At 59.5% G+C, this 24,123-nt stretch carries 24 protein-coding genes; 10 read left to right on the forward strand and 14 right to left on the reverse strand.

Features of this window, described 5'->3' with window-relative positions; translation table 11 throughout:
* Window positions 1-254: 254 nt before the first annotated feature.
* Window positions 255-1,454 (reverse strand): tyrosine--tRNA ligase, encoded by a 1,200-nt coding sequence (gene tyrS / locus C9422_RS22665; protein WP_007980168.1) that lies wholly within the window; start codon window positions 1,452-1,454, stop codon window positions 255-257.
* A gap of 211 nt (window positions 1,455-1,665) precedes the next feature.
* On the opposite strand from tyrS, the gene C9422_RS22670 reads away from it, so the two are divergent.
* The gene (locus C9422_RS22670) at window positions 1,666-3,090 is read left to right on the forward strand and encodes a peptidoglycan DD-metalloendopeptidase family protein (RefSeq protein ID WP_116582232.1); all 1,425 of its coding nucleotides are present in this window, start codon (window positions 1,666-1,668) and stop codon (window positions 3,088-3,090) included.
* Window positions 3,091-3,093: 3 nt separating this feature from the next.
* Window positions 3,094-4,185 (forward strand): anhydro-N-acetylmuramic acid kinase, encoded by a 1,092-nt coding sequence (locus C9422_RS22675; RefSeq protein ID WP_116582233.1) that lies wholly within the window; start codon window positions 3,094-3,096, stop codon window positions 4,183-4,185.
* A 68-nt stretch (window positions 4,186-4,253) separates the two neighbouring features.
* Here C9422_RS22675 and erpA read toward each other — a convergent pair whose 3' ends face one another.
* Window positions 4,254-4,604, reverse strand: coding sequence for an iron-sulfur cluster insertion protein ErpA (gene erpA / locus C9422_RS22680; protein WP_007906865.1), 351 nt, complete (start codon window positions 4,602-4,604; stop codon window positions 4,254-4,256).
* Between the two features lie 166 nt (window positions 4,605-4,770).
* Complete coding sequence (gene argC / locus C9422_RS22685; RefSeq protein ID WP_007980174.1) at window positions 4,771-5,805, reverse strand: N-acetyl-gamma-glutamyl-phosphate reductase; 1,035 nt, start codon at window positions 5,803-5,805, stop codon at window positions 4,771-4,773.
* 134 nt (window positions 5,806-5,939) lie between these two features.
* On the opposite strand from argC, the gene hemJ reads away from it, so the two are divergent.
* From hemJ to coq7, 6 genes are all read left to right on the forward strand, one after another.
* Window positions 5,940-6,368, forward strand: coding sequence for a protoporphyrinogen oxidase HemJ (gene hemJ / locus C9422_RS22690; RefSeq protein WP_116582234.1), 429 nt, complete (start codon window positions 5,940-5,942; stop codon window positions 6,366-6,368).
* Between the two features lie 33 nt (window positions 6,369-6,401).
* Window positions 6,402-7,370, forward strand: coding sequence for a nitronate monooxygenase family protein (locus C9422_RS22695; RefSeq protein WP_015097043.1), 969 nt, complete (start codon window positions 6,402-6,404; stop codon window positions 7,368-7,370).
* Window positions 7,371-7,463: 93 nt separating this feature from the next.
* The gene (locus C9422_RS22700) at window positions 7,464-8,429 is read left to right on the forward strand and encodes a DUF805 domain-containing protein (protein WP_116582235.1); all 966 of its coding nucleotides are present in this window, start codon (window positions 7,464-7,466) and stop codon (window positions 8,427-8,429) included.
* Between the two features lie 61 nt (window positions 8,430-8,490).
* Window positions 8,491-9,279: an SDR family oxidoreductase gene (locus C9422_RS22705; protein WP_033048446.1), complete on the forward strand. Its 789-nt coding sequence runs from the start codon at window positions 8,491-8,493 to the stop codon at window positions 9,277-9,279.
* Between the two features lie 80 nt (window positions 9,280-9,359).
* Entirely contained in the window at window positions 9,360-9,698 is a 339-nt protein-coding gene (locus C9422_RS22710) for a histidine triad nucleotide-binding protein (protein WP_007980184.1), read from the forward strand.
* A 211-nt stretch (window positions 9,699-9,909) separates the two neighbouring features.
* Window positions 9,910-10,557 carry a 2-polyprenyl-3-methyl-6-methoxy-1,4-benzoquinone monooxygenase gene (coq7, locus tag C9422_RS22720; protein WP_116582236.1) on the forward strand — a complete coding sequence of 216 codons (648 nt, stop codon included), beginning with the start codon at window positions 9,910-9,912 and terminating at the stop codon, window positions 10,555-10,557.
* A 118-nt stretch (window positions 10,558-10,675) separates the two neighbouring features.
* Here the strand turns inward: coq7 and speD are convergent, their stop codons facing one another.
* Window positions 10,676-11,467 carry an adenosylmethionine decarboxylase gene (gene speD, locus C9422_RS22725; protein ID WP_007980189.1) on the reverse strand — a complete coding sequence of 264 codons (792 nt, stop codon included), beginning with the start codon at window positions 11,465-11,467 and terminating at the stop codon, window positions 10,676-10,678.
* A gap of 239 nt (window positions 11,468-11,706) precedes the next feature.
* On the reverse strand, window positions 11,707-12,129 hold the full coding sequence (locus C9422_RS22730; RefSeq protein WP_003176451.1) for an OsmC family protein: 423 nt from the start codon (window positions 12,127-12,129) through the stop codon (window positions 11,707-11,709).
* A gap of 224 nt (window positions 12,130-12,353) precedes the next feature.
* On the opposite strand from C9422_RS22730, the gene crp reads away from it, so the two are divergent.
* Entirely contained in the window at window positions 12,354-12,998 is a 645-nt protein-coding gene (crp, locus tag C9422_RS22735; RefSeq protein ID WP_104449986.1) for a cAMP-activated global transcriptional regulator CRP, read from the forward strand.
* A 10-nt stretch (window positions 12,999-13,008) separates the two neighbouring features.
* Here the strand turns inward: crp and C9422_RS22740 are convergent, their stop codons facing one another.
* The 4 genes from C9422_RS22740 to C9422_RS22755 form a co-directional block, all read right to left on the reverse strand.
* Window positions 13,009-13,710 (reverse strand): lipoate--protein ligase family protein, encoded by a 702-nt coding sequence (locus C9422_RS22740; RefSeq protein WP_116582237.1) that lies wholly within the window; start codon window positions 13,708-13,710, stop codon window positions 13,009-13,011.
* Between the two features lie 99 nt (window positions 13,711-13,809).
* On the reverse strand, window positions 13,810-14,646 hold the full coding sequence (gene trpC, locus C9422_RS22745; protein ID WP_104449988.1) for an indole-3-glycerol phosphate synthase TrpC: 837 nt from the start codon (window positions 14,644-14,646) through the stop codon (window positions 13,810-13,812).
* Window positions 14,643-15,692 carry an anthranilate phosphoribosyltransferase gene (gene trpD / locus C9422_RS22750; protein WP_116582238.1) on the reverse strand — a complete coding sequence of 350 codons (1,050 nt, stop codon included), beginning with the start codon at window positions 15,690-15,692 and terminating at the stop codon, window positions 14,643-14,645. The genes trpC and trpD overlap by 4 nt, the downstream gene beginning before the upstream one ends.
* A 9-nt stretch (window positions 15,693-15,701) precedes the next feature.
* Window positions 15,702-16,295 carry an aminodeoxychorismate/anthranilate synthase component II gene (locus C9422_RS22755; RefSeq protein ID WP_007980194.1) on the reverse strand — a complete coding sequence of 198 codons (594 nt, stop codon included), beginning with the start codon at window positions 16,293-16,295 and terminating at the stop codon, window positions 15,702-15,704.
* A 408-nt stretch (window positions 16,296-16,703) separates the two neighbouring features.
* Between C9422_RS22755 and estP the strand changes: the two genes are divergently transcribed.
* Window positions 16,704-18,614 (forward strand): esterase EstP, encoded by a 1,911-nt coding sequence (estP, locus tag C9422_RS22760; RefSeq protein WP_116582239.1) that lies wholly within the window; start codon window positions 16,704-16,706, stop codon window positions 18,612-18,614.
* 187 nt (window positions 18,615-18,801) lie between these two features.
* On the opposite strand, the gene trpE is transcribed toward estP, so the two are convergent.
* From trpE to C9422_RS22790, 5 genes are all read right to left on the reverse strand, one after another.
* On the reverse strand, window positions 18,802-20,283 hold the full coding sequence (gene trpE, locus C9422_RS22765) for an anthranilate synthase component I (RefSeq protein ID WP_095964072.1): 1,482 nt from the start codon (window positions 20,281-20,283) through the stop codon (window positions 18,802-18,804).
* Between the two features lie 69 nt (window positions 20,284-20,352).
* Complete coding sequence (locus C9422_RS22770) at window positions 20,353-21,171, reverse strand: phosphoglycolate phosphatase (protein WP_015097053.1); 819 nt, start codon at window positions 21,169-21,171, stop codon at window positions 20,353-20,355.
* A complete protein-coding gene (rpe, locus tag C9422_RS22775) occupies window positions 21,168-21,842 on the reverse strand; it encodes a ribulose-phosphate 3-epimerase (protein ID WP_116582240.1) in 675 nt (224 codons plus the stop codon). The genes C9422_RS22770 and rpe overlap by 4 nt, the downstream gene beginning before the upstream one ends.
* Window positions 21,843-21,957: 115 nt before the next feature.
* Complete coding sequence (locus tag C9422_RS22780; RefSeq protein WP_116582241.1) at window positions 21,958-23,106, reverse strand: iron-containing alcohol dehydrogenase; 1,149 nt, start codon at window positions 23,104-23,106, stop codon at window positions 21,958-21,960.
* 182 nt (window positions 23,107-23,288) lie between these two features.
* A complete protein-coding gene (locus C9422_RS22790) occupies window positions 23,289-24,113 on the reverse strand; it encodes an ABC transporter permease (protein ID WP_007980200.1) in 825 nt (274 codons plus the stop codon).
* Window positions 24,114-24,123: the final 10 nt, after the last annotated feature.

A 24,123-nucleotide genomic window follows, 5' to 3' on the forward strand; every position in this document is an offset into this window, starting at 1 on the left:
GTTTTCAAGGAATCCTTAACAACTTCAACCACTTGCGCCTTCGATCTCTCGTCAGCGGGAGGCGAATTCTACAGCGTTACTCGCTGCTGTCAACACCTCTTTTTCAACTTCCTTGGCGCTTCGATGACCTGAAGCAACCTGCTGCCGAAAACCGCGTAACTCTTTGTTTACCAAGGAGTTTTCCGTTTCGACTGCGCCGGAAGTGGGGCGAATTATAGGCCTCTAAAATTCGCCGTCAACACTTAATTTCAACCTTATTCAGCTTTGAGCGTAATACGCGCAAATGCCTTCTTGCCGGCCTGGCAAACATGGGTCGCACCCACTGCGTATATAAAGGTGCGATCAACCACCTCACCATCTATACGCACGCCACCCGAGCCGAGAAGATCGCGCGCCATTGCCGAGTTCTTCACCAGGCCCGCCTTATTAAGGACGGCAGCAATCGGCATATCCTCGGCAGCTGTCAACTCGATCTCTGGCAGATCGTCCGGCAGCTCGCCATCCTTCATTCGATTACCGGCAGCACGATGAGCGTTGGCAGCAGCCTCTTCACCATGGAAACGCGCAACGATCTCCTCAGCCAGCTTGATCTTGATGTCGCGCGGATTGGCACCCGCCTCCACATCAGCGCGGAACGCATTGATCTCATCCATGGAGCGGAAGCTGAGCAATTCGAAGTAGCGCCACATCAGCGCATCCGGAATGGAAACCAGCTTGCTGTACATCACACCCGGCGCTTCCTGGATGCCGACGTAGTTGCCCAAGGACTTGGACATCTTCTTCACGCCATCCAGCCCCTCAAGCAGCGGCATGGTCAAGATGCACTGAGCCTCCTGACCATAACCACGCTGCAGCTCACGCCCCATCAGCAGGTTGAACTTCTGATCGGTACCTCCGAGCTCGACGTCTGCCCGCAGAGCTACCGAGTCGTAACCCTGAACCAGCGGATACAGGAACTCGTGAATGGCGATTGGCTGATTGGTCGTGTAGCGCTTGTCGAAGTCATCGCGCTCGAGCATGCGAGCCACGGTGTACTGCGAAGTCAGGCGAATGAAGTCGGCCGGCCCCATCTGATCCATCCAGGTGGAGTTGAAGGCCACTTCGGTTTTTGCCGGGTCCAGAATCTTGAAGACCTGAGTCTTGTAGGTCTCGGCGTTCTCGAGGACCTGCTCGCGAGTGAGCGGCGGACGTGTAGCACTCTTGCCGCTCGGATCACCGATCATCCCGGTGAAGTCACCAATCAGGAAGATCACCTGATGCCCCAGTTCCTGGAACTGACGCAGCTTATTAATAAGCACGGTGTGACCCAGGTGCAGGTCCGGAGCCGTTGGATCGAAGCCTGCCTTAATACGCAGCGGCTGGCCACGCTTGAGCTTTTCAATCAGCTCGGACTCGACCAACAGTTCTTCCGCACCACGTTTGATCAGCGCTAGCTGCTCTTCAACCGACTTCATAACAGACCCGCAAGGCTCAGATTCAAAGGGAACCAACCATACAAGATCGCGCGTCAAATACAAGGTTTGCCCGGCGCACGGACGCCAATCCGCAGGCAGGGCACCTACGGACTTGCTTCAGAGATGATTTGGTTATATTTTATACAGTTATTTCATCTTCATCATGTCATTCATCTTTTCCAATTCATCTTTTTCAAAGTCAAAATCACTTATGACCAACGAATCGTCTAAAGCGCCGCCGCTTTACCCGAAGACCCACCTGCTCGCCGCAAGTGGAATCGCCGCCCTTCTCAGCCTGGCGCTCCTGGTATTCCCTTCCAGCGATGTTGAAGCCAAAAAAACGACCCTGAGTCTTGAACTGGAAAGTCCTGCTGAACAACTGACACAAGATCAAGACGCTGCAGAAGTCGTTCAAGCCACAAATGAACCCGCAACATCCCCCTTCGCGCAGATCGACAACAGCGCCGAGGACACCCAGGAAGCCGCTCAAGCCGAACCGGCGCCGGTCGTTGAAGTTGAAGAAAAGAAGCCGGCAAGCCACAGGGAAGTGATCGTCGCCAAAGGCGATACCCTCTCCACGCTGTTCGAGAAAGTCGGGCTTCCAGCCACTTCGGTGCATGAAATACTGGCCAGCGACAAGCAGGCCAAGCAGTTCAGCCAGCTCAAGCGTGGCCAAAAACTTGAATTCGAACTGAGCCCTGACGGCCAGTTGACCAACTTGCACAGCAAGCTCAACGACGTCGAAAGCATCAGCCTGACCAGGAACGACAAGGGCTACACGTTCAATCGCATCACTGCGAAACCGACCGTGCGCTCCGCCTATGTTCACGGCGTGATCAACAGCTCGCTGTCGCAGTCTGCGGCCCGAGCGGGCTTGTCCCACAGCCTGACCATGGACATGGCCAGTGTGTTTGGCTACGACGTGGACTTCGCCCAGGACATTCGCCAGGGCGATGAATTCGACGTGATCTACGAGCAGAAAGTGGTCAACGGCAAGGCCGTCGGTAATGGCCCGATCCTGTCGGCACGCTTTACCAACCGCGGCAAGACCTACACCGCCGTTCGCTACACCAACAAACAAGGCAACAGCAGCTACTACACCGCTGACGGCAACAGCATGCGCAAGGCGTTCATCCGCACGCCAGTGGACTTCGCCCGCATCAGCTCGAAATTTTCCATGGGCCGCAAACACCCGATCCTGAACAAGATCCGCGCCCACAAAGGCGTCGACTACGCAGCACCACGCGGCACGCCGATCAAGGCAGCCGGTGATGGCAAGGTCTTGCTGGCCGGTCGTCGTGGTGGCTACGGCAATACCGTCGTTCTCCAGCACGGCAATACCTACACCACGCTCTACGGCCACATGCAAGGCTTCGCCAAAGGCGTGAAAACTGGCGGCACGGTGAAGCAGGGCCAGGTGATTGGCTATATCGGCACCACTGGCCTCTCCACCGGCCCGCACCTGCACTACGAGTTCCAGGTCAATGGTGTGCACGTCGACCCGTTGGGCCAGAAGCTGCCGATGGCCGATCCGATTGCCAAGGCCGAACGCGCACGCTTCCTCGCCCAAAGCCAGCCTCTGATGGCGCGCATGGATCAGGAAAAAGCCACGATGCTGGCTTCGAGCAAGCGTTAAGTCATGGCGCTCTATATAGGTGTGATGTCCGGGACCAGCCTTGATGGCCTGGATATCGCGCTGATCGAGCAAGCCCCGGCGATCAGGCTGATCGCCTCCCACTACATCCCGATGCCCGCCCCCCTGCGCGCCGAGCTGCTCGGCTTGTGCGCCAGCGGCCCGGACGAAATCGCCCGCTCCGCCATTGCCCAGCAGAACTGGGTGAAACTGGCAGCGCAAGGGATTCACACCCTCCTCGCTCAACAGCAACTGAAGCCTGACGACATTCGTGCCATTGGCAGCCATGGCCAGACCATCCGCCATGAACCGGCACGCGGCTTCACCGTGCAGATTGGCAACCCGGCCCTGCTGACGGAGCTGACCGGCATCACCGTGGTCAGCGACTTCCGCAGCCGCGATGTCGCTGCCGGGGGACAAGGTGCACCGCTGGTTCCCGCCTTTCACGAAGCCTTGTTTGAAGAGCGGATCGGGAACCGTGCAGTACTGAACGTAGGCGGCTTCAGCAATCTCAGCCTTATCGAGCCCGGCAAGCCAGTCGCCGGTTTCGACTGCGGCCCGGGCAACGTGCTGCTGGACGCCTGGATCCATCAGCAACGCGGCGACCACTTTGACCGAGACGGCCAATGGGCTGCCAGCGGCAACATTCAACCGGTGCTGTTGAATGCGCTACTGAGTGACCCGTTCTTTGTGACCAAAGGCCCGAAGAGTACCGGGCGGGAAGTGTTCAACCTGCCATGGCTGACGCGGCATCTGGCCCAGCTGCCAGCCTTCTGCGCCGAAGATATTCAGGCGACGCTGCTTGAACTGACTGCACTGACCATTATCGAATCACTGCAAAGCGCCCAGACAGACACGCAGGAACTGCTGGTCTGCGGCGGCGGCGCCCACAACACGGCCTTGATGAACCGCCTGGCCAGCCTGCTGCCAAACGCCAGTGTCAGCAGCACCGCGATATACGGTGTAGACCCCGACTGGGTCGAAGCCATGGCCTTCGCATGGCTGGCTCATTGCTGCCTCGAAGGCATCGCGGCCAACCGTCCGAGCGTTACCGGTGCCCGCGGATTACGCGTACTCGGCGCCATCTACCCCGCATAAATCCTCCACACAGCAAAACGCCGCAAGACCCTGAGGCCGTGCGGCGTTCTGTGAAACAGGTGCGCTGATCAGATCGAGAACGAAGAACCGCAGCCACAGGTGGTGGTCGCATTCGGGTTCTTGATGACGAAGCGCGAACCTTCCAGACCTTCCTGGTAGTCCACCTCGGCACCGGCCAGGTACTGGAAGCTCATCGGATCGACCACCAGGCTCACGCCTTCGCGTTCGACGATGGTGTCGTCATCGGCCACTTCCTCATCGAAAGTGAAACCGTACTGAAAACCTGAACAACCGCCGCCCGTAACGAATACGCGCAGCTTCAAGCGATCATTCCCCTCTTCATCGACCAGGCTCTTCACCTTGTGCGCGGCACCGTGGGTGAATTGCAAAGCCGTGGGGGTGAAGGATTCGACGCTCATGCTGACTATCTCCCGGCGTTACGCCGTCATATTGCGTGATGACGCGCATTATCCGCTTCTCCTAGAAAAGCGGTCAACTATTGTTATGGTATATCAACCAATCCGATCGCCGGCCCGAAATGCAAAAAGGCCCGTCAGACGGGCCTTTTGCTGTACGCGATAAACCTTACGGCAGCATGCCGGCGTGGGAGAGACCCAGACGCTCATCCAGCCCGAACAGAATGTTCATGTTCTGCACGGCTTGACCCGACGCCCCCTTGACCAGGTTGTCGATCACCGAGAGCACCACCACCAGATCACCGTCCTGAGGGCGATGCACGGCAATACGGCAAACGTTGGCACCCCGCACGCTACGCGTCTCCGGATGGCTGCCGGCCGGCATGACATCGACGAACGGTTCATTGGCATAACGCTTTTCAAACAACGCCTGCAGGTCCACCGAGCGATCGACAACAGTGGCGTAGAGCGTCGAGTGAATGCCACGAATCATCGGTGTCAGGTGCGGAACGAAGGTCAGCCCGACGTCTTTGCCTGCTGCACGACGCAACCCCTGGCGGATTTCCGGCAAATGACGGTGACCTTTGACGGCATAGGCCTTCATGCTTTCCGACGTCTCGGAGTACAGCGAACCTACGGAAGCACCACGACCGGCACCGCTGACACCGGATTTGCAGTCAGCAATCAGATGCGCAGCATCGGCCAGGCCGGCTTCGAGCAATGGCAGGAAACCCAATTGCGTTGCAGTTGGGTAGCAGCCCGGCACGGCAATCAGGCGCGCTTTCTTGATCTGCTCGCGATTGACTTCCGGCAAGCCGTAGACCGCTTCGTCCAACAACTCCGGTGCACCGTGCGGCTGGCCGTACCACTTGGCCCATTCATCGGCGTCTTGCAGACGGAAGTCGGCCGACAGGTCGATGACCTTGGTCCCGGCCGCCAGCAGTTCGCCCGCCAAGGCATGGGCAACACCGTGCGGTGTAGCGAAGAACACCACATCGCAGGCGCCCAGGGTCTTGATGTCCGGAACGCTGAACGCCAGGCCGTCGTAATGGCCTCGCAGGTTCGGGTACATGTCGGCTACGGCCAGGCCAGCCTCGGATCGGGAAGTGATGACAACCACCTCAGCCTGCGGATGTTGCGCCAACAGACGCAGCAGTTCGACACCGGTGTAACCCGTGCCGCCGACGATACCGACCTTGACCATAAACCTGCCCTCAACGAACCCACTGGAAAGCCGTCGATAATAGGGGCCGCGCGCCCCTGCGACAACCGTCAAGGTGACGTGCGGACGCTCAAGCCTCTACTATTCAGACTACCGTGAACCTGGAATAACCAAAAATGCTCTATCTGTGGATCAAAGCGCTTCATATCGTCAGCGTCGTCTGCTGGTTTGCCGGCCTGTTCTACCTGCCACGACTGTTCGTTTATCACGCTCAAAGCGAAGACACGATCAGCAAGGAACGCTTCAGCGTCATGGAGCGCAAGCTGTACCGGGGCATCATGGGCCCGGCGATGATCGCCACGCTGATCTTTGGCGGCTGGCTCATCTACCTCAATCCAGGCATCTTCAGCCAGGGTGGCTGGATACACGCCAAACTGACCCTGGTCGTGTTGCTGATCGGCTATCACCACATGTGCGGCGCCCAGGTAAAACGTTTTGCCCGTGGCGAAAACACCCGCAGCCATGTCTTTTATCGCTGGTTCAATGAGGTTCCGGTTCTGATATTGCTGGCAATCGTAATTCTGGTCGTCGTTCGGCCGTTCTAAACCCAATAGACACAACTCACCGGGGTACTTCCAATGTCGCTGCCCGCTCTGCTCGAACAACGTTTGCGCCTGCCTGTGGTGGCTGCGCCGATGTTCCTGATTTCCAATCCGCAATTGGTACTCGCCTGTTGTCGTCAGGGCGTGGTCGGCAGCTTCCCGGCGCTGAACCAGCGCGAAAGCAGCGGCTTCAAGGCCTGGCTGGAAGAGATCGAAGCCGGACTGGCGACAATGGAAAACCCCGCGCCTTATGCCGTGAACCTGATCGTGCATAACAGCAATCCCCGCTTGCAGGCGGACCTGGAGATCTGTGTAGAGCACAAAGTGCCGATCGTGATCACCAGCCTCGGCGCCGTCAAAGAACTGGTCGATGCGGTGCACAGCTACGGCGGCCTGGTGTTCCATGATGTGACGACACGTCGTCATGCCGAGAAAGCGGCCGAAGCCGGCGTGGATGGATTGATCGCCGTGGCTGCCGGGGCCGGCGGACACGCCGGGACCTGGAGCCCGTTCTCGTTGATTGCCGAAATCCGCCAGTTCTTCGACAAGACCCTGTTGTTGGCCGGCTGTTTGAACCACGGGCATGAAATTCTTGCCGCGCAATTGCTCGGCGCGGATCTGGCCTACTTTGGCACTCGGTTTATCGGCACGACCGAAAGTCACGCACCCGAAGCCTACAAAGAAATGCTGCTGACATCCAAAGCCGCAGACATCATCCATACTCCAGCCGTGTCAGGTGTCCCCGCGAGTTTCATGCGCCAGAGCCTGGAAGCCGCCGGTTTCGACATGGCCGCGTTGCAGGGCAAGGGCGAGATCAACTTCGGCTCCAAGCTCAAACCCGTGAGCGATGAGGCCAAAGCCTGGAAAACCGTTTGGTCTGCAGGCCAGGGCGTGGGAGAAATCGAGGACTTGCCGAGTGTCGAGCAGTTGATTGCACGTCTCGACGCCGAGTACCGCCAGGCCCTGGAGCATGCCGCCCAGCTGCCTAAACGCTGGCCGCGCTGACAGTAAATCTTGGCCAGCCCCGCCCGGCTGGCCTTACACTCACCCTGGCACAACCCTCTTCTTTCAACCTCTCGCGACAAGGATGCCTCGCACATGGGCGAAAATCGTTTCAAGATCATCTTCGAAGGCGCCTTGCTGCCTGGTGTCGACATCACCACGGCAAAGCTCAATCTCGCCGAATTGTTCAAAAGCGATGTCACGGCCATCGAGCGTTTGTTCACCGGGCGCCCGGTAGCGCTCAAACGCAACCTGTCGCAGGCCGATGCCCAAACTTATCTCCAAGCGCTGAGCAAGACCGGTATCGACGCGCGCATCGAAGCCGAAACACCGATCGAGTTGAACCTCGCCGACGTGCATGACCATACCCCGGCCAGCAGCCAAGCGGCCTTGGCAGAAGCGCAGTCTCCATACGCTCCGCCTCGCGCGTCCGTCGGCGAAGCCGTGGCGGAATTCGCCACGCTCAAGCCATTCAGTTTCGATGGCCGTATCGGTCGCTTGCGTTACCTCGCCTGGACGCTGGTGCTGACCCTGGTGCTCTCGGCTGTTTGCGGGGTGTTTGCATTGGTCGCTCTGGCCCTCATCGGTGCGGATTCAACCGCCGGCCTGATCCTGGGCGGCTTGCTGGCCCTGATCCTGTTTGTCGGATTTGCCTTCGTCAGTATCCAGATCACCGTTCAACGATTGCATGATGTCGGCTGGTCCGGCTGGCTGTGGTTGCTGAACCTGGTGCCGTTTGTGGGTACTTTCTTTCCGTTCGTGACCATGGTTGTACCGGGCAACGAACTGGCCAACCGCTACGGCCCACCGCCTCCGCCGAACAGTACCGCGGTCAAAGTATTGTCTTCGCTGTGGCTGCTCGTCATCGCACTGATCCTGGTCGGCTCCCTGGCCGGTGGTCTCTCGGCGATACAGGAAGAATACGAAAACGCCGCCCAGAGCAGCTACGACAGCAGTTCGGTCACCACCGATGAAATCGACGTCGAGGTCGAACCGGTGCCAAATTCCGCCGACGATGCAGCCGAAGAGGCCCAGCCCCCTGTAGACTCTGCGAAAGAATGAACAGCGCTCCTGGCCCGTGACACCTGCGTCGCGGCGCGGAGCTGTTGCGATGGAGAACTGCATGACCCGTTACGCTCTGATCACTGGCGCCTCCAGCGGCATCGGCCTGGCAATGGCCGAAGCGCTGGCCCGGCGCGGCCGCAGCCTGATTCTGGTGGCCCGACAACGTGATCAGCTGGAAAGCATTGCGATTGAATTGACCCAAAGGTTCGGCGTGGAAGTGCTGTTCCGTGCCTGTGACCTGGGCGAACCGTTGCGTCTGTCCGGATTCCTGCTGGAGCTGGAAGAAGGCGACCGGCAGATCGATCTGTTGGTCAATTGCGCCGGCATCGGTACATGCGGCCCGTTTCTGGCCCAGGACTGGATGACCGAGCAAGACCTGATCGAAGTGAACATCCTCGCCCTCACCCGCCTGTGCCATGCCATCGGCAACAGCATGGCGCTGCAAGGTGGCGGGCAGATTCTGAATGTGGCCTCGGTGGCCGCGTTTCAACCGGGACCGTGGATGAGCACCTATTACGCCAGCAAGGCCTATGTGCTGCACTTTTCCGAGGGATTGCGCGTCGAGCTGAAAAAGTGCGCGATCAAGGTTTCGGTGCTCTGCCCCGGGCCGACCCGCACAGCGTTCTTCCGTACCGCGCAACTCGACAGCGACAAACTGACCAACAGCAAACTGTTGATGAGCCCCGAGGAAGTGGCGCTCTACACCGTGCGCGCCCTGGAAAAGAATCAAGCGATCATTATTCCGGGGCGGCGCAACCGCTGGTTCGCCTTCCTGCCAAGGCTCGGCTCACGCTGGCTGACGCGCACAATCGCCGGCATGGTCAACAAGGCTTACTGCCCGCGCTGATCCAAATCAAGGTAAAAGGCTGGGCGCTGGCATACGCCATGAGTACACTCAGGCCAGCCCAAACAACGGAGAAAACAGCTGTGGATACTCTGTTCACCAAGATCATCAACCGGGAAATCCCGGCGAAGATCATTTACGAGGACGACCAGGTACTGGCCTTCCACGACATTTCCCCACAGGCACCGGTACATTTCCTGGTGATCCCGAAGAAGCCGGTTCGCACCCTCAACGATCTGACGGAAGACGACAAGGCACTGGCCGGACACATTCTGTTCACCGCCCAGCGCCTGGCCCTGGAACTGGGTTGCGAAAAAGGCTTCCGCGTCGTCATGAACTGCAATGAAGAAGGTGGGCAAACTGTCTACCACATTCATATGCACGTGCTGGGTCAGCGCCAGATGCACTGGCCGCCGGGCTGATTGCTGCCTCCCCCCCTGTGGGAGCGGGCTTGCTCGCGAAGAGGGCCTCACTTTCAACATCCTTGTTGACTGACACTCCGACTTCGCGAGCAAGCCCACTCCCACAAGGGCATCACAACACTGTCACAGCCTCTGCATCACAATGACCTAGCGCAAACCATCCCCGGCCGATTGGGTTAAACTGGCCGCCGAAATTCCCCCGGAGGTCAGCATGACTACCCAACGTCACTACTCGCCCATTGACCGCCTTCTGCTGCAAGCCGATGCCGCGATGCGCACCCTGCTGCCCTTCAGCGGCCAGCCGTACCGTCCGTCGCCGGCCATCGTGCAGCCCGATGCAAAAATGAGCGACGAAGACACGCGCCACGTTGCCGGCCTGATGCGCATCAACCATACCGGCGAAGTCTGCGCCCAGGCGCTGTATCAGGGGCAGGCGCTGACCGCCAGACTGCCGCAGGTGCGTGCCGCCATGGAACATGCCGCCGAAGAAGAAATCGATCATCTGGTCTGGTGCGAACAACGCCTCCATCAACTGGGCAGCCACACCAGCATCCTCAATCCGCTGTTTTATGGCATGTCGTTCGGAATTGGCGCCGTGGCCGGCCTGATCAGCGACAAAGTCAGCCTGGGCTTCGTGGCGGCAACGGAAGACCAGGTGTGCAAGCACCTGAACGAACACCTGGAGCAATTGCCGGCCGAGGATGAAAAATCCCGGGCGATTCTTGAGCAGATGCGTATCGACGAAGAACAGCACGCCGAAAGCGCGCTGGAGGCTGGCGGGTTCCGCTTTCCGGCGCCGGTGAAGTTCGGGATGAGTCTGATGGCCAAGGTGATGACCAAGAGTACTTATCGGATCTGATATCCCGGTTGCCTGTGAGGGCCTCTTCGCGGGCAAGCCCGCTCCCACAGGGGCCGCGTTTCGGCAATAAAAAAGGCGACTGCCGTGAGGTAGTCGCCTTTTTTTGTGTTCGAGAATCTTACGCCATGTTGCGCGCGTAGAAGATTTCGAGCATTTCGTGTTTCACCCGCTCGGTCACCTGGGCGCGTTGCTCAGAGGACAGGTTGCTGGTGGCGTCACCGAACAGGTAGTTATCCAGTTCGAAGTTCTTCAGCAGCATTTTGGTGTGGAACAGGTTTTCCTGGTACACGTTCACGTCGGTCATCTGGTACGCGTCGCGAGTGTCATCGGAGAGGTAGTTCTGGATCGAGTTGATCTCGTGGTCGATGAAGTGCTTTTTGCCTTCAACGTCACGGGTGAAGCCGCGCACACGGTAGTCCACGGTCACGATGTCCGAATCGAACTGGTGAATCAGGAAGTTGAGCGCTTTAAGCGGTGAAATGACCCCGCAAGTCGACACGTCGATGTCCACACGGAAGGTTGCAATACCGCTGACCGGATGGATTTCCGGGTAGGTGTGCACCGTGATGTGGCTCTTGTCGAGGTGGGCCAGAATGATTTCGGGCAGCGGGCCCGGGGACTCTTCGATCTGACTGTCGGTCGGGGTTACCGGCTCTTCGGAGATCAGGATCGTGACGCTGGCGCCCTGCGGCTCATAGTCCTGACTGGCAATGTTCAGGATGTTGGCACCAATGATATCGACAACTTCCGTGAGGATCTGCGTCAGGCGTTTCGCGTTGTACTCTTTATTGATGTACTCGACGTAAGCCTGCTGGTCTTGCGGGGTTTCCGCGTAGCAGATGTCATAGATGTTGAAGCTCAAGGTCTTTGTCAGGTTATTGAACCCGTGGAGCTTGAGTTTGCTTTTCACCGTTAAAAACTCTCTATGTGTTTGCGGCCCGGCCGCGTGATCAAGCATGCCCGTCAGATGCGAACAACGCACCTGCGTAGGACGGTTAACACCTCTTCGCGATGGCGATTTTGGTTGTCTGTTCGGGTGCGAGGCCTGTCGGCTGACGGGCCACTACCCTGAAAAAAGTGGCGCATTATGCAGACGTCAGCTTGTGTTCGCCAGAGTCTGCACTGCTTTTATGATAGTTGAATGTCGATTCAACCGAGCTCGATGATCTCGTAGTCGTGAGTAATTGCCACGCCAGCCGCGCCGAGCATGATCGAGGCCGAGCAATACTTCTCGGCAGACAATTCAATGGCGCGTTTGACCTGGGCCTCTTTCAGCCCGCGGCCCTTGACCACGAAGTGCATGTGGATCTTGGTGAAAACCTTTGGATCTTCGGTCGCGCGCTCGGCTTCGAGGAAGGCTTCGCAGCTCTCGACGGCCTGGCGGGACTTCTTGAGGATGCTGACCACGTCGAAATTGCTGCAACCGCCGACACCCAGCAGCAGCATTTCCATTGGCCGGACACCCAGGTTACGTCCGCCGGCCTCGGGCGGACCGTCCATGACCACGACATGACCGCTACCGGATTCGCCGAGGAACATGGCTTCGCCAGCCCATTGGATGCGTGCCTTCATCGCCAAGACTCCACTGTATAAAAAAGGGTCGCCAGCTTAGCACAGCCCCCGAGATTGACAGCGCCCGCCGTCCTAGGACATATCCCACTGCCTTGTAGGTAAATGCTCGAATATTTCAGGAGGTGTCTGGTAAGCTGACGCCAATTCAATGGCGCATGGCCAGCCTCACTCCAGCGTTCGCTATTTATAAAAACCATACCGTGCAGTCTTTTCGGGATACAACCATGGTTGCTATTGCCCCCAACCCCAAGCTCAAGAACCTCGACAAGCTGTTGATGCATTGCCAGCGCCGCCGCTATCAGGCCAAGAGCAACATCATTTGTGCCGGTGACCGCTCGGAAACGCTGTTCTTCATCATCAAAGGCTCAGTCACCATCCTGATCGAGGATGACGACGGGCGGGAAATGATCATTTCCTACCTGAACGCCGGGGACTTTTTCGGTGAGTTGGGCCTGTTTGAGCAAGCCGGCCTGGAGCAGGAGCGCAGTGCCTGGGTGCGGGCCAAGGTCGAATGCGAAGTTGCGGAAATCAGCTACGCAAAATTCCGCGAGTTGTCCCAGCAGGACCCGGACATTCTTTACGTCCTCAGCGGACAAATCGCACAGCGCCTGCGCAACACCACGCGCAAGGTCGGTGACCTGGCATTTTTTGACGTGACCGGTCGCGTTGCCCGCTGCCTGCTGGAGCTGTGCAAACAGCCAGACGCCATGACCCACCCCGATGGCATGCAAATCAAGGTGACCCGTCAGGAAATCGGGCGGATTGTCGGTTGTTCCCGGGAGATGGTCGGGCGCGTGCTCAAGGATCTGGAAGAGCGCAACCTGGTCGATGTCAAAGGCAAGACCATGGTGGTCTTCGGCACGCGCTAAGCTCGAAAACCTAGCCGCTGAACATCTGTGCCAGCATCAACCGATAGAGTTCGTCGAGGCGCGCGAGTGCATCGGGTGCCGTGAACTTCTCATGCAATGCGATGTGGCTTTCGGCGCGTACTCGTTGTTCCAGACCACAGGCCTCGTTGAAGCGATTGACCGCGGCGACCATTGACGCCCGGTCGTCATCCATCAACATCGCACCGTGCACCAGGCCCACCGGACGCTGACCACCCTGGCTCTGGCGCCAGCGCTGGGCGGTGCCAACCATTTTGCGCCCGTCGAGATTGACGTTGAAGCGGCCATCGCAGAACGCACCGTCGATTTCGCCGAGGGACGACGAGCCACCCAATTCATCCAGCAACTGGCAGATGGGGTCGCAGAGGCGCCGGTAACCGGTTTCGATGCGGTTCAAATCACCTTCGCTGCGTGGTGGCGCGTAAACCAGGGCGATATTGATCGTAGTGGCGGATTGTGGAACCGGTTCGCCGCCGGTATCGCGCAGCAGCACCGGCCAACCGGCCGCCGCCGACACTTCACAGGCAGCCTCGAAACCCGGCAAGCGATTCAAGCGGCGCGGCATGACCAATGCCTGATCACTCGGCTGCCAGAACAACAGGCCAAACTCCGCGTCGCCGGCACACACCGAGGCCAACAGATTTTGTTCGGCTTGCAGGCCGGCTTCGATGGTCAGGGAGGTTGGCAGCGACATGGAAGGCTCCGACAGACCTGAGGTCTCTAGGGGATTTGCGGGCCTCTTCGCGGGCAAGCCCGCTCCCACAGTGGAAGCGGTTTGCCTGTGAAGATGTGTTTAGTCGAGGGTCGAGCCGCTGACTGGAACACCACGCTCGGGGAAGAACAGTCGCTGCAATTCGGTACCCGGGCTTTCGGCGCGCATGAACGCTTCGCCGACCAGGAACGCGTAGACGTCGCTGATTTCCATGAGTTCGACATCGGCGCGGTTGAGAATGCCGCTCTCGGTGATGACCAGTCGATCGCGCGGAATACGCGGCAACAGGTCAAGGGTGGTTTCCAGGCTGACATCGAAGGTGTGCAGGTTGCGGTTGTTCACGCCCACCAGCGGAGTGTCGAGGGTTTTCAAGGCCCGCTCCAGCTCGTCGCCGTCGTGGACTTCCACCAGCACATCGAGGTTGACGCTTTTGGCCACGGCTGCCAGCTCGGCCATTTTCACGTCATCCAGCGCGGACACGATCAACAGCACGCAATCGGCACCCAGGGCACGGGCTTCGACGATCTGGTAGGGATCGATCATGAAGTCCTTGCGGATCACCGGCAGCTGGCACGCCGCGCGGGCCTGCTGCAGGTACGCATCGGCGCCCTGGAAGTAGTCGATGTCGGTGAGTACCGACAGGCAGGTCGCACCGCCCTTCTCGTAGCTTCTGGCGATATCGGCGGGAACGAAGTTCTCGCGGATCACGCCTTTGCTCGGCGAAGCCTTCTTGATTTCAGCAATGACTGCCGGTTGCTTCAGCTTGGCCTGAGCCAGCAATGCCTTGGCAAAACCACGAGGTGCATCGGCCATCCTGGCCAGGTTTTCCAGCTCGGCGAGGCTGACGCGAGCGCTGCGCTCGGCCACTTCCTCAACTTTGCGCGCCAGAATCTTTTCCAGAACCGTCGGTACACTCATCCTTCATTCTCCACTTTGAATACCGCGGTAAATGCACCCAATTCCTCTAGCTTTTCTCGAGCGAGGCCGGTGTGCAGCGCATCGTGCGCAAGTGCAACTCCCTCTTTCAAACTGCTGGCATGGTCGGCCGCATACAGGGCGGCACCGGCATTGAGCATGATCATCTCGGCCGCTTTCTGACCGTTCTCGGTCTTGCGCTTGCCCAGGGCATCGCGAATCAGCTCCAGGGACGCCGCCGGGCTTTCCACGGCCAGACCATGCAGGCTCTGACTCTTCATGCCCAGGTCTTCCGGCTCGACCCAATACTCGGTGATCTGATCATCCTTCAGCTCAGCGACAAACGTCGGTGCGGCCAGGCTGAATTCGTCCAGGCCATCCTTCGAATGCACCACCAGCACATGCTTGCTACCCAGGCGCTGCAGCACTTCCGCCAGCGGCCGGCACAAGGCCTGGGTGAATACGCCCACCACCTGATGCTTCACACCGGCCGGATTCGTAAGCGGGCCGAGCATGTTGAACAAAGTGCGCAAGCCAAGATCACGACGCGGGCTGGCGGCATATTTCATCGCAGAGTGATGAGTCTGGGCAAACATGAAACCAATACCAACGTTGTCAATGCAGCGCGCCACTTGCACCGGCGTCAGGTTCAGGTAGATGCCGGCCGCCTCCAGCAGATCGGCACTGCCGCTCTTGCCCGACACCGCACGGTTGCCATGCTTGGCCACGGTGCAGCCAGCAGCGGCAACCACGAAAGCGGAAGCGGTCGACACGTTGAAGATATTGGCGCCGTCGCCGCCGGTGCCCACCACATCGACTACACCGTCGAGGGTCTTGAGTTCGACCTTGTCCGCCAGTTCGCGCATCACCGACACCGCGCCGACGATTTCGTCGATGCTTTCGCTCTTCATGCGCATGGCCATCATGAACGCACCGATCTGTGCGTCCGTGCATTGCCCGGTCATGATTTCGCGCATCACATCGCGCATTTCATCGGTGCTGAGGTCGAGGTGATCGACGACACGGCTCAGGGCTGTCTTGATATTCATGATGAGTCCTTAGCGTGTGCCGCCGGTTTGTTTGAGGAAGTTGGCGAACAGTTCGTGGCCCTGCTCGGTGAGGATCGATTCAGGGTGGAACTGCACGCCCTCGATGTTCAGGGTCTTGTGACGCAGGCCCATGATCTCGTCGACCGAGCCGTCTTCAAGCTGGGTCCACGCCGTCAGCTCCAGGCAATCGGGCAGGGTTTCGCGCTTGACGATCAATGAATGATAGCGGGTCACCGTCAGCGGACGGTTCAGGCCTGCGAATACACCCTTGTCCTCGTGAAATACCGGGCTAGTCTTACCGTGCATCACTTGACGGGCGCGCACCACGTCGCCGCCAAAGGCCTGGCCGATGGATTGGTGACCCAGGCAGACGCCAAGAATCGGCAGTTTGCCCGCGAAATGCTTGATCGCTTCAATCGAGATGCCGGCTTCGGTCGGGGTGCAAGGACCGGGGGACACAACGATGCGCTCAGGATTGAGGGCTTCGATTTCAGCGATGGTCAGTTCATCGTTACGCACGACTTTGACCTGGGAGCCGAGCTCGCCCAGGTACTGCACAACGTTGTAGGTAAAGGAGTCGTAGTTATCGATCATCAGCAACATGGCGTTAATAACCTCTTGAATTCACTGACTTTAAAGATGGCCTTCGAATGATTGACCCGCAGAGCGCTGCGCTTTGACAGGTGCTGGAGGAGCGCCAGCAAAGCGGCATTTCAAACAGGTAAAGAAGGCGAAGCGGTACAGGTCCGGCGAAGCCGGCAAAAGAATTCAGGCGCGCCAACGCCAGCGGGCGTGTGCCTTGATGACTTGATCCAGGAGTTTACTGATGATCAACACGGGGAAGGTCTCGTTCGTACGTCCCGGCACAGTATCGTAGCTGGGCAGAGCGTGCAATATCGCCGGGGGTACTGCCCGCGAAACTATCAAAGGCTTCGCGACAGATGGCAAAAGGCCGAACGTTTTTGGTACTGTCGTTTCGTTCACTACAACAATAAATAAACGGACTTGCTCATGATCAAACAGTCGTTGTTTGTACCGCTCGCAGGATGCTTGCTCGCGATGGCATGCGCCCAGGCAAACGCCGCACCCAATCCTTATACAAATTTCGTGGTCTTCGGGGACAGCCTCAACGACGCCGGGACCTTTGCCGACACCGGCGGCCCTGCCGGGGCGACGCAGCGCTTTACCAACCGGACAGGGCCGGTGTATCTGGATGGCAGCGGCGAAGTCCGCTCGCTCAACTCCACGCAGATACTGGGTGGAAAACTCGGGGTCTCGGCGGACCAGACTGCGTCATCATCTTCGGCGGTGCGTGCCGACAACGGCCAGCCCGATGGCAACAACTGGGCCGTCGGCGGCTACCGCACGGATCAGATCCTGGATTCGATCACCAGCGTTTCCGCCACTGGCGAACGCACCCGCGCCGGCTACCTGCCGTCGAACAACTTCCGTGCCGACCCGAACGCACTGTATTACCTGTCGGGTGGTGGTAACGACTTCCTGCAAGGTCGCGTCACCAGCTTGCCCCAGGCCAGCGCTGCAGCCGATCGACTGGCCGACAGCGTGCAGACACTGCAAACCGCCGGCGCCAAATACGTCATGGTCTGGTTGCTGCCCGATATCGGCTTCACCCCGGCGTTCAACGGCACCCCGCTGCAAGCGTTCACGTCCCAACTCAGCGCCCAGTTCAATAATGAACTGGTCAGCCGACTGCAGAACATCAATGCCGAAGTCATCCCGCTCAACATTCCGGTACTGCTCAAAGAGACGTTCGCCAATCCGGCGCAATTTGGTCTGGCCACCGACCAGAACCTCATCGCCACCTGCTTCAGCGGCAACGGTTGTACCGAGAACGCCCGTTACGGCATCAACAGCGCCACGCCTGACCCGACCAAACTGATCTACAACGACTCCGTGCACCCCACAGAAGCCGGGCAGCGCCTGATTGCCGACTACGCGTACTCCCTGTTGGCAGCACCGTGGGAGCTGACATTACTGCCGGAAATGGCCCAAGGCACCCTGCGCGCGCATCAGGATGAATTGCGCAACCAGTGGCTGGCCGATTGGCAAAACTGGCAGGGCGTCGGCCAATGGCGAGCCATTGTTTCTGGCGGCGGACAGCATCAGGACTTTGACAGCCAGGACAGCGCGGTCAGTGCCGACGGTAATGGAGCCAACCTGAACATCGGGGGCAGCTACCGCATCGACGATGCCTGGCGCGTTGGCCTGGCGGCGGGTTTCTATAACCAGAAACTCGAAGCCGGCAGCAACGACTCCGACTACAAGCTCAACTCTTACCTGGGCACGGCATTCGCCCAATACCAGCAAAACCGTGTCTGGGCTGACGTGGCGCTGACGGCCGGCCATCTGGATTACGACAGCCTCAAGCGCAAGTTCCAGTTGGGTGCCAACGAACGCAGTGAAAAAGGCGATACCAGCGGCTACATCGAAGCCTTCAGCGCTCGCCTGGGTTACGACATTGCACAACAAGCCAGCAGCCCCTGGCACGTGTCGCCGTTTATCAGCGCTGATTTCTCCAAGGCGAAAGTCGACGGCTACTCGGAGGACGGCAACGATTCCACGGCGCTGACCTTTGCCGATCAGGAAGTGATCTCCCGACGCCTGGGTGCTGGCCTGCAGGGCAAATACCAGATCACCCCGCAAACCCAGGTGTTCGGCGAAGCGGCAATCGAGCGTGAGTACAACGACGATACCCAGGACGTGGGCATCAACCTCAACAGCCTGCCGAACAACCAGTTCACGCTGGAAGGCTACACCCCGCAAAGCCACTTGCAGCGCGTGAACCTGGGGGTGAGCCACAACCTCACCCGCGACCTGGCATTGCGCGCCAGCTACAACATTCGCAGGGACGACGACTTCACCCAACAGGGCATCAACGTAGGTGTTGCGCTGGACTTCTGATGTGCCGGCAATAAAAAACGCGGCGCCCTTACAGGCGCCGCGTTTTTTTATGTTGAACACTTATTGTGGTGAGCGAGCTTGCTCGCGTTCGGCTGCGCAGCAGTCGTCGATGGGGCCTGCTGCGCAGGCCAGCGGGAGCAAGCTCCCTCGCCACAAAAAGCCCTTTGCAACAGTATTAAAAGTGAACTCAGGTGTTCGGGGTTTGTTCGGCCAGCGCCACGGCGCGGAACATTGCGCGGCGCTTGTTCAGGGTTTCTTCCCATTCCAATGCCGGCACCGAGTCGGCGACGATCCCGCCACCGGCCTGCACGTGCAGCTCGCCGTTCTTGATCACCGCCGTACGGATCGCAATCGCGGTGTCCATGTTGCCGTTCCAGGCGAAGTAACCGACCGCACCGCCATAGACGCCACGCTTGACCGGCTCCAGTTCGTCGATGATTTCCATCGCGCGAATCTTCGGTGCGCCAGACAAGGTGCCCGCCGGCAGAATCGCCCGCAGTGCATCCATTGCCGTCAGCCCGGCCTTAAGTTGCCCGGTCACGTTGGACACGATGTGCATCACGTTGGAGTAACGCTCGATGACCATTTTCTCGGTGAGCTTCACCGAGCCGATTTCCGAGACGCGACCGGTGTCGTTGCGACCGAGGTCGATCAGCATCAAGTGTTCGGCGATTTCCTTGTCGTCCGACAGCAGGTCTTTTTCCAGCGCCAGATCAGCTTCTTCATTGGCCCCGCGTGGGCGGGTGCCGGCGATCGGGCGCACGGTAATCAGGTTGTCTTCGACCCGCACCAGCACTTCCGGCGAACTGCCGACGACGTGGAAGTCGCCAAAATTGAAGAAGTACATGTAAGGCGTCGGGTTGAAGCAGCGCAGCGCGCGGTACAGATCGATCGGCGCGGCCTTGAAGTCGATCGACATGCGCTGGGACGGCACGACCTGCATGCAGTCACCGGCCAGGATGTATTCCTTGATGGTATCGACCGCTTTTTCGTAATCGTCCTGGGTGAAGCTGGAGCGGAATACCGGGTCAGCCGATTGTTGCTGGCTGAAGTCCAGGCCACGGCGCGGGGTGATCGGCTGGCGCAGCTTTTCCAGCAGCTCTTCCAGGCGCGCGCGGCCTTGCTCGAAGGCATCTTCCTGCGCCGGGTCGGCCAGCACGATGGCGTGCATCTTGCCAGCGAGGTTGTCGAACACCACGACGGCGTCGGAGACCATCAGCAGAATGTCCGGCACGCCCAGCGGATCCGGGTTCGGGCACTTGCCCAGACGCTTCTCCACATAACGCACGCAGTCATAACCGAAGTAGCCCACCAGGCCGCCGTTGAAACGCGGCAGGCCGGCAATGGTCGGCACGTTGTAGCGTGCCTTGAAGGTTTCGACGAAGGCCAGCGGGTCTTCCACGTCGTGGCTTTCGGTCTCGACGCCGTCGACGGTCACGCTGACGTGATGGTCGTGAACCCGCAGCACGGTGCGGCACGGCAGGCCGATGATCGAGTAACGGCCCCACTTCTCGCCGCCCTGCACGGACTCCAGCAAGTAGGAATTGGGCTCGTCGGCCAGCTTCAGGTAGATCGACAGCGGCGTGTCGAAGTCGGCCAGGGTTTCGCAGGCAAGCGGAATGCGATTGTAGCCGGCAGCGGCCAAACGCAGGAATTCTTCGCGGATCATGAGGTGCCTCGTGGCTTGAGGGTCGAACGGTCAGGTATGCAAACGCGCCGGAAACCGGCCAGGATCAAGTCAGGCGCGCCAACGCCAGCGGGCCAGGGCCTTGATGACTTTCATCCAGAGTTTGCGAGTGACCACCACGATGGCGTTTCCAGAAGGGGGTTTGACAGCGTCGGCCAACGTTATCTCAGCGGCCGGATCCAGGCAACCGGGAATTAGTTTGCGCAGGTCGTCGATCACCAGCGCCGGCGATTCTTCGGCGATCGGCCGCCCATGGTTATAGCCGTAGCTCAGGGCCACACACTTGACCCCAGCCGCTTTCGCCGCCAGCACATCGCTGCGTGAATCGCCGACGAACAACGACTGCGAAGCCGGAATGTTGGCCATTTTCATCACAAAAAACAGCGCGGCCGGATCGGGCTTTTTCTGTGGCAGGGTGTCGCCGCCGATGATCCAGCGGAAATAACGGCCGATCTTCATCTGGTCCAGCAGCGGCGCGACGAATCGCTCCGGCTTGTTGGTGATCAGCGCCATCTCGACACCCTGCTTTTGCAGCCATTTGAGGGTATCGCGCACGCCGGGGTAAACCACCGTCAGCTCATGGCTCTCGCCATAGGCCTGCATGAAATACTCCAGCGCCCGTTCGGCCTCGGCGTTATCGACCGCCGAATGATCGATGCCGCCGGCCAGCGCGCGACGCACCAGTACCGGCGCGCCATTGCCGACCCATTCGCGCACCGCTTCCAGGCCGGCGGGTTGGCGACCGAGATTGAGCAGCATCTTGTCCACAGCCACTGCCAGGTCCGGGACCGAATCGATCAACGTGCCGTCCAGATCGAACATCACCAGCCGTGGCAATTGCCCCGGGAACAGCTGCTCAAAGCCACTCATGGGCGAGCCAGCGCCAGTTCGGAGCGCATCTTGTCGATGACTTCCTGATAGTTCGGCGCATTGAAGATGGCCGAACCGGCGACGAAGGTGTCAGCACCGGCCGCAGCGATTTCGCGAATGTTGCTCACGTTCACGCCGCCGTCGATTTCCAGGCGAATGTCACGGCCCGAAGCATCGATCAAGGCCCGCGCTTCACGCAGTTTGTCGAGGGTGCCGGGGATGAACTTCTGCCCGCCGAAGCCCGGGTTGACGCTCATCAGCAGGATCATGTCGACCTTGTCCATCACGTACTTGAGTACGTCCAGCGGGGTCGCCGGGTTGAACACCAGGCCCGACTTGCAGCCGCCTTCACGGATCAGTTGCAGGGAGCGGTCGACGTGCTGGGTGGCTTCCGGGTGGAAGGTGATGTAGGTCGCACCGGCTTCGATGAAGTCGCCGACGATGCGGTCCACCGGGCTGACCATCAGGTGCGCGTCGATCGGCGCGGTCACGCCGTACTTGCGCAGTGCCGAGCAGACCATCGGGCCGATGGTCAGGTTCGGTACGTAGTGATTGTCCATGACATCGAAGTGCACGAAGTCGGCGCCGGCGGCCAGGACGTTGTCCACTTCTTCACCCAGGCGGGCGAAGTCGGCGGAGAGAATCGATGGAGCAATTACGAAGGGCTGCATGACGCACCTTTTCTGAGCAGAATCACGATGGCGCGCATTGTATACCTCATGCTTTGACGCGCGCACCGTGAGCGCGATGATTGGACCTTGCCATCATCCATCAACGGCAAAGCCTCTAGTACGCCGCGCGATAGATCTTTTCGATATCGACGGCACTCAACTTGCGCGGGTTATTGCGCATCAGGCGCTCGATCCCCGCCGCTTCCACGGCCATGGATGCGATCGCGTCCTCGGGTACACCGAAACTGCGCAGGCCCTGGGGAATTTCCACGGCGGCACACAGCTCGGTCATGGCTTGCACGGCTTTGTCAGCAGCTTCGTTGACACTCAGATGAGCGGTCTTCACGCCCATGGCCTCGGCGATATCCTGCATCCGTTCGATGCAGGCCATCTTGTTCCAGGTCATGACATAGGGGAGTAACAAGGCATTGCTCACGCCATGGGCAATGTTGAAACGTCCGCCTAGCGGATACGCCAGCGCATGCACCGCGCCGACCCCGGCGTTGCCGAACGCCATGCCGGCCATCAGGCTGGCGGTGGCCATGTCTTCCCGGGCTTGCAGGTTCGACGGGTTGGCGTAGGCCTTGGGCAAGGCCTTGGCGATCAACTTGATGGCGCCGATGGCCAGGGCATCGGTAATCGGCGAGGTATTGACCGACAGATAGGATTCGATGGCATGCACCAGCGCATCGACGCCGCTGGCCGCCGTGACGCTGCGCGGACAGGTCAGGGTCATTTGCGGACTGACCAGCGCCACATCCGGCAACAGGTAGTCGCTGACGATACCTTTTTTCAGTTGCGCGACCTTGTCGGAAAGGATGGCGACGTTGGTCACTTCCGAACCGGTACCGGCCGTGGTCGGGATAGCGATCAACGGCGGGCCTTTGCGCGGCACCTGATCGATACCGAACAGATCCTCCAGCGCACCGTGGTATCCGGCATAGGCCGCCACGCTCTTGGCAATGTCGATGGCACTGCCGCCGCCCAGGCCGATCAGGCCGTCATGCCCGCCCTCGCGATACACCTGCATGCAATCTTCGACGATGGCGATTTCCGGGTCCGGCAGTACCCGGTCGAAAATTTCGTAGCTGCGTTCGCCCAACTGCGCCAGCGCCAGTTCTACCGTGCCGGACTTGACCAGGGCGGCATCGGTGACGATCAGCGGATTATCAATGTCCAGACGCGCCAGCTCGGCGGACAGCTGCTCGATGGCACCTGCGCCGGTGATCAGTTTGTGAGCGATCTTGAAAGAGGAAAGACTCATGTGCGCAGCCTCTTATAGGTAGGGGAGCTGGGCACAATAGTAGCTGGGGATTGGGGTTTGTCTGCCATTCAAGCCATGAATGAAGATCGCCCTTTGTAGGAGCTGCCGCAGGCTGCGATCTTTTGACTTTGCTTTTCAAGATCAAGAGATCGCAGCCTTCGGCAGCTCCTACAGGGATCGGGTCAGACCTGCGCGGTTCGCAGTTTCTCGCTACGCCCACGCAGCCATTCCAGGGTCAGCAACAGGATCACCGAGAAGGCAATCAGCAGCGTCGCCGCGGCGGCGATGGTCGGGCTGAGGTTTTCGCGGATGCCGCTGAACATCTGCCGTGGCAGGGTCGCTTGTTCAGGGCCGGCGAGGAACAGCGTCACCACCACCTCATCGAACGACGTCGCGAAGGCGAACAGCGCCCCGGAGATCACGCCCGGCGCGATCAGCGGCAAGGTCACCCGGCGGAACGTGGTCAGCGGCGAAGCACCCAGGCTCGCAGCTGCCCGCACCAGATTGTGGTTGAACCCCTGCAAGGTCGCCGACACGGTAATGATCACAAACGGCACACCCAACACCGCATGCACCACGATCAGCGAGAAGAAACTGTTACCCAGCCCCAGCGGAGCGAAGAACAGGTAACTGGCCACACCGATGATCACCACCGGCACCACCATCGGCGAAATCACCAGCGCCATCACCAGCGCCTTGCCGGGGAAGTCGCCGCGGGTCAGGCCGATCGCCGCCAATGTACCGAAGACCATGGCCAGCACCGTGGCCGCCGGGGCGACGATGATGCTGTTCTTCAGGGCGCGCATCCACTCCGCCGAGGCGAAGAAATCGTGGTACCACTGCAGTGAGAAACCTTGCAGCGGGTACACCAGGAAACTGCCGGAGTTGAACGACAGCGGAATGATCACCAGCACCGGCAGGATCAGGAACAACAGAATCAAGCCGCAGAGAATCCGCAAGCTGTAGAACCACACCCGTTCGATGGGCGACATGTAAGGACTCAGCATTTCGTTCTCC

Source organism: Pseudomonas sp. B1(2018), assembly GCF_003097365.1.
Classification (GTDB): Bacteria; Pseudomonadota; Gammaproteobacteria; order Pseudomonadales; family Pseudomonadaceae; genus Aquipseudomonas; species Aquipseudomonas laurylsulfatiphila.

Coding starts and splice junctions, on each gene's coding strand:
- tyrS (WP_007980168.1), bottom strand. CDS start 1,454: ATGAAGTCGGTTGAAGAGCAGCTAGCGCTGATCAAACGTGGTGCGGAA.
- C9422_RS22670 (WP_116582232.1), top strand. CDS start 1,666: ATGACCAACGAATCGTCTAAAGCGCCGCCGCTTTACCCGAAGACCCAC.
- C9422_RS22675 (WP_116582233.1), top strand. CDS start 3,094: ATGGCGCTCTATATAGGTGTGATGTCCGGGACCAGCCTTGATGGCCTG.
- erpA (WP_007906865.1), bottom strand. CDS start 4,604: ATGAGCGTCGAATCCTTCACCCCCACGGCTTTGCAATTCACCCACGGT.
- argC (WP_007980174.1), bottom strand. CDS start 5,805: ATGGTCAAGGTCGGTATCGTCGGCGGCACGGGTTACACCGGTGTCGAA.
- hemJ (WP_116582234.1), top strand. CDS start 5,940: ATGCTCTATCTGTGGATCAAAGCGCTTCATATCGTCAGCGTCGTCTGC.
- C9422_RS22695 (WP_015097043.1), top strand. CDS start 6,402: ATGTCGCTGCCCGCTCTGCTCGAACAACGTTTGCGCCTGCCTGTGGTG.
- C9422_RS22700 (WP_116582235.1), top strand. CDS start 7,464: ATGGGCGAAAATCGTTTCAAGATCATCTTCGAAGGCGCCTTGCTGCCT.
- C9422_RS22705 (WP_033048446.1), top strand. CDS start 8,491: ATGACCCGTTACGCTCTGATCACTGGCGCCTCCAGCGGCATCGGCCTG.
- coq7 (WP_116582236.1), top strand. CDS start 9,910: ATGACTACCCAACGTCACTACTCGCCCATTGACCGCCTTCTGCTGCAA.
- C9422_RS22730 (WP_003176451.1), bottom strand. CDS start 12,129: ATGAAGGCACGCATCCAATGGGCTGGCGAAGCCATGTTCCTCGGCGAA.
- crp (WP_104449986.1), top strand. CDS start 12,354: ATGGTTGCTATTGCCCCCAACCCCAAGCTCAAGAACCTCGACAAGCTG.
- C9422_RS22740 (WP_116582237.1), bottom strand. CDS start 13,710: ATGTCGCTGCCAACCTCCCTGACCATCGAAGCCGGCCTGCAAGCCGAA.
- trpC (WP_104449988.1), bottom strand. CDS start 14,646: ATGAGTGTACCGACGGTTCTGGAAAAGATTCTGGCGCGCAAAGTTGAG.
- trpD (WP_116582238.1), bottom strand. CDS start 15,692: ATGAATATCAAGACAGCCCTGAGCCGTGTCGTCGATCACCTCGACCTC.
- C9422_RS22755 (WP_007980194.1), bottom strand. CDS start 16,295: ATGTTGCTGATGATCGATAACTACGACTCCTTTACCTACAACGTTGTG.
- estP (WP_116582239.1), top strand. CDS start 16,704: ATGATCAAACAGTCGTTGTTTGTACCGCTCGCAGGATGCTTGCTCGCG.
- trpE (WP_095964072.1), bottom strand. CDS start 20,283: ATGATCCGCGAAGAATTCCTGCGTTTGGCCGCTGCCGGCTACAATCGC.
- C9422_RS22770 (WP_015097053.1), bottom strand. CDS start 21,171: ATGAGTGGCTTTGAGCAGCTGTTCCCGGGGCAATTGCCACGGCTGGTG.
- rpe (WP_116582240.1), bottom strand. CDS start 21,842: ATGCAGCCCTTCGTAATTGCTCCATCGATTCTCTCCGCCGACTTCGCC.
- C9422_RS22780 (WP_116582241.1), bottom strand. CDS start 23,106: ATGAGTCTTTCCTCTTTCAAGATCGCTCACAAACTGATCACCGGCGCA.
- C9422_RS22790 (WP_007980200.1), bottom strand. CDS start 24,113: ATGCTGAGTCCTTACATGTCGCCCATCGAACGGGTGTGGTTCTACAGC.